General features: G+C 67.6%; 8 protein-coding genes. 6 read left to right on the top strand and 2 right to left on the bottom strand.

The window, feature by feature from the left end:
- Positions 1-49: 49 nt before the first annotated feature.
- The 3 genes from BJ979_RS05160 to BJ979_RS05170 all read left to right on the top strand — a co-directional run bounded on the left by BJ979_RS05160 (position 50) and on the right by BJ979_RS05170 (position 1994).
- The gene (locus tag BJ979_RS05160) at positions 50-1201 is read left to right on the top strand and encodes an NAD(P)/FAD-dependent oxidoreductase (protein ID WP_179565820.1); all 1152 of its coding nucleotides are present in this window, start codon (positions 50-52) and stop codon (positions 1199-1201) included.
- Positions 1202-1262: 61 nt separating this feature from the next.
- On the top strand, positions 1263-1646 hold the full coding sequence (locus BJ979_RS05165) for a RidA family protein (protein WP_179565822.1): 384 nt from the start codon (positions 1263-1265) through the stop codon (positions 1644-1646).
- 147 nt (positions 1647-1793) lie between these two features.
- The gene (locus tag BJ979_RS05170) at positions 1794-1994 is read left to right on the top strand and encodes a hypothetical protein (RefSeq protein WP_179565824.1); all 201 of its coding nucleotides are present in this window, start codon (positions 1794-1796) and stop codon (positions 1992-1994) included.
- Positions 1995-2446: 452 nt separating this feature from the next.
- Here BJ979_RS05170 and BJ979_RS05175 read toward each other — a convergent pair whose 3' ends face one another.
- Both BJ979_RS05175 and BJ979_RS05180 read right to left on the bottom strand, forming a co-directional pair.
- On the bottom strand, positions 2447-5482 hold the full coding sequence (locus BJ979_RS05175; RefSeq protein ID WP_179565826.1) for an MGH1-like glycoside hydrolase domain-containing protein: 3036 nt from the start codon (positions 5480-5482) through the stop codon (positions 2447-2449).
- A 51-nt stretch (positions 5483-5533) separates the two neighbouring features.
- Positions 5534-6910, bottom strand: a complete 1377-nt coding sequence (locus BJ979_RS05180; RefSeq protein ID WP_179565828.1) for a GH1 family beta-glucosidase — start codon at positions 6908-6910, stop codon at positions 5534-5536.
- A gap of 272 nt (positions 6911-7182) precedes the next feature.
- Here BJ979_RS05180 and BJ979_RS05185 point away from each other — a divergent pair, with 272 nt between their 5' ends.
- Genes BJ979_RS05185 through BJ979_RS05195 form a run of 3 tightly spaced genes read left to right on the top strand, consistent with a single transcriptional unit; the run spans position 7183 to position 10372 of the window.
- A complete protein-coding gene (locus tag BJ979_RS05185; RefSeq protein WP_179565830.1) occupies positions 7183-8052 on the top strand; it encodes a carbohydrate ABC transporter permease in 870 nt (289 codons plus the stop codon).
- Positions 8049-8897 (top strand): ABC transporter permease subunit, encoded by an 849-nt coding sequence (locus BJ979_RS05190; RefSeq protein WP_218853445.1) that lies wholly within the window; start codon positions 8049-8051, stop codon positions 8895-8897. Before BJ979_RS05185 ends, BJ979_RS05190 begins: the two co-directional genes overlap by 4 nt.
- A 44-nt stretch (positions 8898-8941) precedes the next feature.
- Complete coding sequence (locus BJ979_RS05195) at positions 8942-10372, top strand: ABC transporter substrate-binding protein (RefSeq protein WP_179565832.1); 1431 nt, start codon at positions 8942-8944, stop codon at positions 10370-10372.
- Positions 10373-10405 lie beyond the last annotated feature (33 nt).

Consider the following 10405-nt stretch of genomic DNA (forward strand, 5'->3'; position numbering starts at 1 on the left):
GACGGACGCCGTCCGCTCCACGCCCCTGACTCTGATCCAAGGAGAAGACATGAACGACGCGACCGCGACCACGCGGGTCGCCGTGATCGGCGGTGGTGTCGTCGGCACCGCCGTGCTGCATGCCCTCGCGCACCGCGGCGTCGACGCGGTCCTCATCGAGGCTTGCGACGAACTGGCGCTCGCCGCGAGCGGAACGAACTCCGGCATCCTCCACACCGGCTTCGACTCGACGGCCGGAGAGCTCGAGACGGCGTTGATCCTCCGAGCGGCGGAGCTGCGGCCGGCGGTGCTGGCCGCGCTCGACGTGCCGGTGCTGCCGGTCGGCGCGCGACTGCAGCCGCGCGCCGAGGGCGACGATGCGGTCATCGCGGCTCTCGCCGAGAACGCGGAGCGCAACGGCGTCGATGTCGAGATCAGGACCACCGACGGTGCGCTGCTCGTGCCGGGCGAATCAGTGACCGACCCCGTCGCGTTCAGCTCGGCGCTGGCCGCCTCGGCCGTCGCCGCCGGCGGGTCGGTTCTGCTCGACAGCGCGGTGATCGGCATCGACAGGCGGACCGACGGGTTGCGGGTCGTGCTCCGAGGTGGGCGGACGATCGATGCCGAGGTCGTCGTCAACGCGGCGGGGCTGCACGCGGATGACATCGCCGCCATGGTCGGCGACACCTCGTTCGAGATCTTCCCGCGCAAGGGCGAATTCTTCGTCTTCGAGCTCCCGGGAGCGAGCCGCCTCGACCAGATCCTGCTGCCGGTGCCGACCAAGCGCACGAAGGGGGTGCTCGTGTTCCCGACGGTCGACGGCCGGGTGATCGCCGGACCCACCGCGTGCGACCTCGTCGACAAGGGCGACTGGTCTGTGCGTTCCGAGGCCGCCGCGGAGATCCTGCCGAAGGCCATCGCGCAGTTCGCCGAGCTCGAGGGCCTCGAGCCGGTCTTCAGCTACGCCGGATTGCGGCCGGCCGGTCGGGGCAGCAACTACGTGATCGGCAGTTCGTCGGCCGAGCCGCGCCTGATCAACGTGGCCGCGATCCGCTCGACGGGACTGACTGCCTCGCTCGGAATCGCCGATCATGTCGCCGGGCTGCTGCCCGCGCTCGGCGTCGAGCCCGGCGAGCCGCGGCCGACCGTCGAGGCCGGAGCCCCGCGCACGGCGACGCCCTGGTGGCAGCGCACCGCCGGTCGTCTGGCTGCGCGCGCGTGAGCCGAAGCGCCCTCCCATCCCTCTCCTCTGCTGTCCGGAACCCGAGCGAAAGAAGCGCTGCATGACCACCGACCGCATCAACATCTCCTCCGGATCACCGCGCGAGCCGGTGCTGGGGTACTCGCGGGCCGTCCGCGTCGGCGACCTCGTCGTCGTCGCCGGAACCACCTCGGGTGGGGTGGGCGAGACCGCCGAAGAGCAGACCCGCGAGATCTTCGCGCGCATCGAGAAGGCCCTGGGCGACGCCGGTGCGACGCTCGCCGACGTCATCCGCACTCGGGTCTACCTGACCGACTTCGAGCGCGATTTCGACGCTGTCGGCGCCGTGCACGGCGAGCTGTTCGGCGACATCCGTCCGGTCACGGCGACCGTCGGGACCTCGGCGCTGGCCGGCGCGACGACGCTCGTCGAGGTCGAGGTGGACGCCTACCTCCTCCGCGACTGACTCGGGGAGGGAGCCCGCTCGGGCTCCATCCGGCCCATCATCCCTCCGCAAGTTCGCGTGCCGCCGCGTGCAGGCAGGCGACGAACTCCGCGACCGGGGGCGCTCGGCGCGAGCCCCAGCCGGGTATCGGTCGAGACGGGAGAGCCCATGTACGAGGGGATCCTCGATGGCGGCGAGTATGTCGCCGTCGACGACGACCTGTTCATCACAGCCATGTCGATCGGAAGGCAGCTCCGCCGAGTCGCGTTCGCAACCGGACGTGCAGGCGAGCTCGAGCGAAATCTCATCGAGCACGAGCTCGTCGAACTCGCCGCCGCGACCGGCGCAACTCTGCGAGATGAGGAGTAGGCACGATGGCGGTTCGGCAGTCCAGCAACTTTCGCAATGCCTCAACCGAACGTGTCCACGCCTCATCCGCAACGGCAGCTGCAGGGTCCGCCCCGACGCGAGCGAGGGACAGATCAATCGAGGCCGGCATGCCGTCGAACTGACGGACGAAGCTCGCGCTGGTTGCCGAGCCGCTGCGGCCGAGGTGTACGTGTGAGTTGACGCCACCGTGCGACGCTGCCGACCGCTCCACAGGTTCCGCCCTCGCCACTTCCCAGTAGTTCCAGGCTTCTCTCATTCGATCCGGACGTCGTCTCGCCCGCGTCGATGCGACGTTCGACCAGACTCTGAACACATTCCGACCACATTCGAGTCGGCTGGGGCGTTATCCATGCGGCCCGCAACGTCCTCAAGGTCATCGGCGGACGGGCCCGCGTCGATATCGACTTCCATGGCCGTGGACTCGTGCCCGGTCACCCGCGGATCGCCGCTCGCCTTCTGCCTGCGATGAAGAGCGCGACACCCGTCGATGTCATGAGCGCGGCCAGTCCCAGTGCGGCCGCGCCATCCAGTCCCGTCGTCGCCAGCCGGGAGCCAGGATCGGAGGCGCTCGCCGTGTTCGATCCGCCTGGGTCGCGACCCTGGATTGGCGGTGCCGCCCCAGCCATCGGAACCGCGGTCACCGCAATCGACCACGGAGATGGAGCGCCGTCGATGAGCTGACGGGCCCGGAAGTAGTACGTCATCCCGTTCTGCAGTCCGCGCACCTCGGAGGAGTGCCCCGACATCGACGTCGTCGAGCTCAGGTCCTGTAGCGAGGTGCCGTAGGCGACTTCGAAGCGTCCGGGCGTCGCCGGCATGCCAGGTTCGACATCGACCCGAGCCGACCCGTCGCCGCCGGTGGCGGTCGCGGTCGGGGCGTACGGAGCACGGAGGTCGGCGGTGAGCCCGCCGAGCTCGGCCCGGCTCGCGCTGAGGCGCCCGTCGAGGTACAACCGCAGTCCCGTTCTCTGGGCGTAGTGCGACCCGTCCGCATCCCAGATCACCGAGACGTTGTGGCCGTGGTAGCTCACGTTCTCGAGTGCGAAGTGGTCCCAGGTGCCGGCGGGCAGCAGCGGGTCGATCGTCAGCTCGTCACCCGACGACGGCTGCAGGCCGACGAGTCCGGTGATGATGAGATCGGCGAAGGTGGAGTGGTTGTAGTTGGGGCTCCGCGGGAAATCAGCGATCCACTGACCCGTGTCAGCGTGCAGATCTTCGGCGATCCACGGATACCCGCTTCGCCGTTGCGACGATGAGTAGTTCTTCAGCAGGGTGAAGTAGTCGTCGCGGTCGACGGCGTCCTGGTGGTAGTCGTGGAGGAGCCGCGACATCCCCGTGAGCGTCTGCGAGGTGGCGAACGGCCATGACGGGCCGTTCCATTCGCAGTCGACGTTCACGGTGCGCTGCTGGAATCCCGGGTCGCGGCGTTCGGCCGTGGTCGGACCGTAGGGAGCGAAGAAGCCCTGCGGATCCATGATCTGCGACCAGGCCGAGGCGTGCTCGGCGTCGTCGTCGGGGAGGCCGAAGTACCAGGGGATGTAACCGAGCTGCTCGCGCACGCCCGCCAGCTGTCCGGTGGACTTGACCCTGACTTTGAAGAAGTCGTCGTCGGCATCCCAGAGCTGGCCCTGCACGGCCTGCTTGATCGCGGCCGCTGTGGCTTGGAATCGCGCGGCGATCGCTGTCTCGCCCAACCGGGAGGCGATGTCGGCGATGGCGACCGCGTCGCCGTATTCGTAGCTGTTGATCGTCGGGCGGTAGTTCGGGCCGAACCCGGAGATGGAGTTCTCCATGGCGTCGGGGTTGTCGGCGATCGAGTAGAGACCGGTGCCGTCCTTGCTGCCGTTCTCCCAGTCCTCGAAGTTGCTGACGAGCGCCGCGAGGAGGTCGTGATCGACCAGCAGCTGGTCGTTGCCCAGCACCTCGTGGCGCGCGTTGTAGGCGTCGGCGAACCATTCGGAGTACGGGCCCTGGTCGACGCCGCTGAACCAGAAGGTCTCGTAGTCATCGAGGTACTTCGGGTCGCGAACCCATCGCCCCTCGTAGAGATGGTGCCCGGCGCCGGCCGCGATCGCATTGTCCTTCGTCGCCCAGGAGACGTTCGGCAGGAACTCGCTGACGATGTACGAACCGTCCTGCGTCTTGCGGAGGTGGTTCCGGTAAGTGACCCACCGGAAGTAGTACGTACGCAGGAACTCCGGATCGGGTGCATCGAAGTAGGGCACGTTGTCAGAGAACCAGGCGAGGAATGTGCGCTTCTGTGTCGCGCCCGGGTCTGCATCAGCGAAGAAGCTCTCCAGGTCGCTGACGGCGGCGGCGCGGCTCTCTCCGAAGGCCAACCCGATCCGCACGCGCACCGATGCTCCCGGAGCGAGCGTGATGGATCGGGCGATGCCGGCAGCGGAGTCAGGGACGAAGCCCTCGCCGCCGAGCACGGTCTGGAAGCCGCTGCCTGTGCCGACCCGCGTCACCCCGTCGACGTTCCCCGCTGATGGGCTGGACGCGGAGATCGCAGCGTCCAGCGGCGCCTCCCCGGTGTTGCTGAGGTCGAGGACGACCGAGGCGATGTTCCTGTCGGAGATGTACTTCCGCCCCGCGACCCGCAGCGGGATCCGCCCGGAATCCGCCGCATGCTCGTTCACGCGGATCTCGGTCAGACTGACCGCTCGCCCCGGCTGAGGGGTCAGGCGCACGCGCACTCGCGCGGTCGTGACCGGTTCGAAGCTCAGGGTGTTCTCGCCGCTGGCAGGGGAGGCGGGCATCGCCGACAGGCTCGTCACCGCGGTCCACGCACCGGTCCAGACGTCGACCCCGAGCGCGGCCGGCGCCTGGGTGTCTCCGGAATCCGCGTAGACCAGCGCCTCCACGGACGAGATGACCGGCACCTGGGGCAGTTCGACGACGATCCACTCCTCTCCTGTCCGCAGTGGACTCGCCCAGTTCGACCAGCGGTTGCGGGGCGTCTCTCCGTAGGACACGACGCCGTCATTCACCTGGCTGAGCTGGTCCCACACGCTCGTGTACGACGCCGATACCGCGGTGTCGGGCGTCACCAGATTTCGCGAGACGCGCGCTTCGCCGCTCTCTGAGGTCACCTGACTCGGGCGAGCTGTCGCCGACCCGACGGGGATCGTCGCCCCTGAGGACGACACCGTCACCGGCATGCGATGGTTCGCCGCGATGCCGGTGCGACTGATCGAATCGGTGTCGAAACCCCACCCGGGCGAGTACAGCGCGAACAGGTCCTCGCTGTAGCCGACCGGAACCCCGGGCTCGAGCGGCCGCGCGAGCATCTCGTCGATATCGACGCCGCTCGTCGCGAACGACGTCCGCTCGTCGGCGCTGGCGTGCGCAGTCTCACTCATCGAACTCCCCAACGGTCCGTCGACGGTCAGCCCGATGATCACGGCGGCGGCGATGAACACCACCGCCTCGCGGCGTCCACGTCGTCGTTGCTGTCCTGCCATGGCAGCCTCCTCGCTGCTGATTGCGAGCCGCGGTCGCGGCGGGCTGACTCCTCAGCGCCCTGCGTGGGCGGCGCGGTGCGCAGCGATGAGATCGCGATACCAGTGAGCCGATTTCTTCGGGATCCGGTCGAGCGTCACAGGGTCGACGGCGGCGATCCCGTACCGGGCGCTGAACCCCGCCGACCATTCGTAGTTGTCCATGAGCGACCACAGGTAGTAGCCGCGCACGTCGTGGCCGTCCGCGATCGCGCGGGCGATCCACGAGAGGAAGCCCGAGACGTAGTCGATGCGCTCCGTGTCGTCGAGCGGGTCACGATCCGCTCTCGGCCCGTCGGCCATGCCGTTCTCGGTGATGAAGACCGGACCGGTCCATCCGTAGTCCTCGCGCACCATCTCCAGAGCGTCGTAGACGGATCGCGGGTAGAACTCGAGCCCGTTGTCCAGGAAGTTCCCGCCGTGATGACGTTCCTGGTCGGGTTCGCTCGCCGGAGAAGCCGTTGCGTCCCCGGCGCGCGAGTCGACGACGATCCGCGAATACACGTTGAGTCCGAGGTAGTCGATCGGCTGCTCGATCAGCTCCTGATCACCATCGCGGATGTCGGGGAGGGTGCCCGCGCTCGTGAGCCGCTCCCTGATGCGCCAGCTGTATCCGCCGCCGCGCAGCGCATCGAGGAAGAAGCGGAATCCATCGTCGTCTCCTTCGTCGGCCAGCGCGCGATCGGCGGCCGATGGGGTAGCCGGATGGCGCTTCCACACGTCGAGCACGATCCCGATCTCGCCCGGCGAGCCGGCATCCCGGAACGCCTGCACACCGCGACCGTGCGCGAGCAGGGCGTTGTGCATCGCCTGGCGACCGGCGCGCTCGTCTCGCCGGCCCGGGGCGAAGCCGCCGAGGGCGTAGCCGACCCAGAGTGCGATCGGCTCATTGAGGGTCGCCCAGCGCTGTACCCGATCGCCGAAACGGTCAAAGGCGAGATGCGCATACTCGGCGAACCAGTCGGCGACATCGCGATTCGGCCAGCCGCCGCGGTCCTCGAGAGCCTGAGGCAGGTCCCAGTGGTACAGGGTCACGTTCGGGCGGATGCCGGCCTCGAGAAGTTCGTCGATGACTCGGTCGTAGTAGTCGACACCCGCCGGGTTGACCCGACCGGTGCCGTCCGGCAGCAGCCGCGGCCAGCTCAGCGAGAGACGGTGACTGTCGACGCCGAGCTGCGACATCAGTCGGATGTCATCGCGGTAGCGGTGGTATGAGTCGCAGGCGACGTCGCCGGCGATGTCGCCATGCACTTTCCCGGGCGTCTGGCTGAAGGTGTCCCAGATCGACGGGCCCTTGCCGTCAGCGTCCCACGCGCCCTCGATCTGGTAGGCGCTGGTGGCGACGCCGAATTGGAACTCCGGGGGGAACGACGCCGGGTCGACGGTTGTCATCGGATCTCCTTCGATGGTCGATGCGTTCAGGACTATAACGTTTCATCGCAGCATTGTGAAGCCGTCGATCGTCGAAGCACTTCGATCCCGTCGGGTTCGAGAGGGCCCTTGCGCGTGCCCCGATTGCGGCTATATTGGAGGCGCCGATCATAACGTTTCACCAATGACCGGCCAGTGAAAGGTCGACGATGACACTCTCTTTCCGCTCTCAGGCGCTGCTTCTGCGCCCGCACTCGGTTCGGCGATCCCGGCGACCGGTCGCAGCCACGCTCATGATCTGGGTCGCCCTGCTGCCGCTCGTCGCGGTGCTCGGCGTCTTCTCCTATTTCCCTGCCGTGTCGGGCATCTTCTGGTCGTTCTTCGACTGGGTTCCTGCGGGGGAGTCGAGGTTCATCGGGCTCGACAACTATGCGCGCATCCTCACGGACACCGGTTGGTGGACCTCGTTCCGCAACCTCGGCATCATCTTCGTCTTCAGCGTGGTCGCCTGGGTGCTGCCGCTGCTGGCCGCTGAGCTGCTGATCACTTTGCGCAGCGCGCGCTGGAAGTTCGTCGTCCGCACGCTCCTCGTGCTGCCGATGGCGTTCCCCGGAGTCGTCACCGCGCTCGTCTGGGGCTTCTTCTACGACCCGAACGCCGGCGTCATCAACCAGTTCCTCTCGTCGATCGGGCTCGACTCGCTGCGGCACAACTGGACGGGGTCTCCCGACTCGGCACTGCTCGCACTGCTCTTCGTCGGCTTCCCGTTCATCGCCGGCCTGCCGTTCCTGGTCTTCTCCTCGAGCCTGGAGAACATCCCGGCGGAGGTGCTCGAGGCTGCTCAGCTCGACGGAGTCGGACGGTGGCGTCGGTTCTGGCAGATCGACCTCCCCCTCATGGCGTCGCAGGTGCGCATCCTCGTCTTCCTCGTCATCGTCGGCACGCTGCAGTACGGTTTCGCCGCGTATGTGCTCACCGGGGGCGGCCCGGACAACGCGACCACCGTTCCGGTGCTGTGGATGATCGATCAGGCGTTCACCGCCGGCAACTGGGGTTACGCCGCCGCGCTGTCGACGGTGCTGTTCGCTCTGACGATGCTCATCAGCGGGGCCGTGCTGCTCGTGCGGCGCCGGGCCTCGAACGCCGACGGAGGTGAGATGTGAACGCGCCTCGTCCCGGCCGCCTCGCGCAGCGTCGGTCCCGTCAGTCCGGCGTCAAGCTGGCGCTGCTGCTGCTCGTGGCGGTGGGACTCGCCCCGTACCTCTTCATGATCGTCACCTCGTTCAAGTCGAACGAGCAGTTCACCCAGAACTACTGGGCACCCACCTGGCCGCTGCACCTCGAGAACTTCGGGCGTGCCTGGGATCAGGTCGCGCCCTACCTCGGCAACTCGCTCTTCATCGCCATCGTGTCGTCGGCGCTGATCGCCGTCATCGCCTCGATCGCCGCCTTCGTGCTGTCGCGCTACCGGTTCCGGGGGCGCGGCATCGTCTACGGATCGATCCTCGTGCTGATGGCGGTGCCGGGCATCGCCAGCCTCATCCCGATGTTCATCCTCATGCGCGATCTCGGTCTGCTGAACACCTACGCCGTGCTCGTCATCCCGTATGTCGCCAGCGGTCTCGTGCTGGGCACGGTCATCATGCGCAACACGATCGAATCGATTCCGCAGACGATCTACGACGCGGCGCGTGTCGACGGAGCGGGCCCGGTGCGGCTCTACCGCTCGATCACCCTGCCGCTCGCGCTGCCCGCGGTCGGAACCGTGTCGCTGCTGACGCTGAGCGGCGTCTGGAACGACTTCTTCTGGCCGCTTCTGGTCGTCACCGACGATCGGCTGCGCACGGTCTCGGTCGGACTGCAATTCTTTCAAGGACAGAACGCGATCGACTACGGACCGCTCATGGCCGGCTATGTCATCGCCAGCCTCCCCCTGGTCGCGCTGTTCGTCCCTCTGTCGAAGTACTTCCTCGCCGGCGTGCAGGGCGGCATCGCCGGCGCCCACTGATCCACCACCACACCCGCACTCTCTGCAATCGAAGGAGATTCAGAATGAAACCCGTCACCCCCTCGTCGGCTCGCCGGCGAGCCCTCGCGGCGCTCGGCGTCGTCGGCGCGGCCGCGCTGGTGCTCAGTGGATGCTCCGCCGGCGGATCCTCGGCGAAGACGACCATCACCGTGATGGGGCCGAACCAGTGGACCTCCGACACGAGCACCTTCGGCGACGCCTGGGATGACCTCATCGCGGCGTTCGAGAAGGACAACCCCGACATCGAGGTCAAGACCAACGTGCTGCCGATCAGCAGCTGGGCCGCGACCTCGGCCACCCAGCTCACCGCCGGCACGGCACCCGAGCTGATCTTCAACCAGACCACTCACAAGCCCTCGCAGGTCGTCGACCTCGACAAGGAGCTGGCGAAGCCGAACCCCTACTCCGACTCGGGTGACCCATGGATCGACGACTTCGACAGCACGTACTTCGGCGACGCGCAGAAGAACGCCGTCGGGCATCACGAGTGGATCCCGTTCAACCTGGTGTCGGTCGGCATCTACGTCAACGAGGATGTGCTGGCCCAGAACAAGATCGACGTCGACGATCTGTCGAGCTTCGACGGCCTGATCGACGCGTGCACCACCCTGCGCAAGAAGGGCATCGAGCCCATCGCCACCGATAACGGTCCGACCGCGATGGGCTGGTCGAGCCAGGCGCTCGCATCGATGCTGTTCCCCGAGATCGCGGCGGAGATCAACGTCTTCGACACCGCGGGCGATCCCGGTACGGCGGACTACGTCACCTTCAAGAGCCTCGCCAAGGCGACCATCGACGGCACGCTCGATCTGACGAAGACTCCCGAGCAGGCGGAGCTGCTGGAGCTGCTGAAGAAGCTCTTCGACGCCTGCGCGACCGACAACTGGTCGGGCGTGCAGCCGCAGGGCAACTTCTCGGGCGGGTCGAGCTTCCCCGCGGGCAAGGCCGCGATGTCGTGGGGAACCGTCTTCGCGGCCGCCGGACTGGACGACGCGAAGTTCGAATGGACGTCGATCCCGTTCCCGACGGTCAGCACGCGTGACTCGAAGTACGTGACCGGCGAACCGGCGAAGTTCGGCACCGTCGCCGGCGGCACGTCCTACATGATCCCGTCCTACATCAAGGGCGACAAGCGAGCCGCCGCGATCAAGTTCCTCCAGTACGTCTCCAGCCCGAAGATCACCGACTGGCTCGAATCCACCGGGGGCATCCCTGCGGTGAAGGGCGTGAAGGCGCCGAGCACGATCTCGGCGCTGACCTCGAAGGACTGGTCGTCGACCCCGCTGATCGCCGGCTTGACCATGGCCCCGGCCACCCCGACTGGCGGCGCGACCGTCGAGGGGTACCTGCTCGGCACCCGCACGCTCGCGGAGGTGGTCGCCGATCAGCAGCAGAACAACGAGCTGTGGGCCGCGGAGCAGATCGAGCAGAACGGCTGGTCCGACCTCGGCTAGCGCGAGAATCTGAAGGATCCGGTGGCCGGGACG

This window comes from Schumannella luteola (genome assembly GCF_013408685.1).
In the GTDB taxonomy this organism is placed as follows: Bacteria; Actinomycetota; Actinomycetes; order Actinomycetales; family Microbacteriaceae; genus Schumannella; species Schumannella luteola.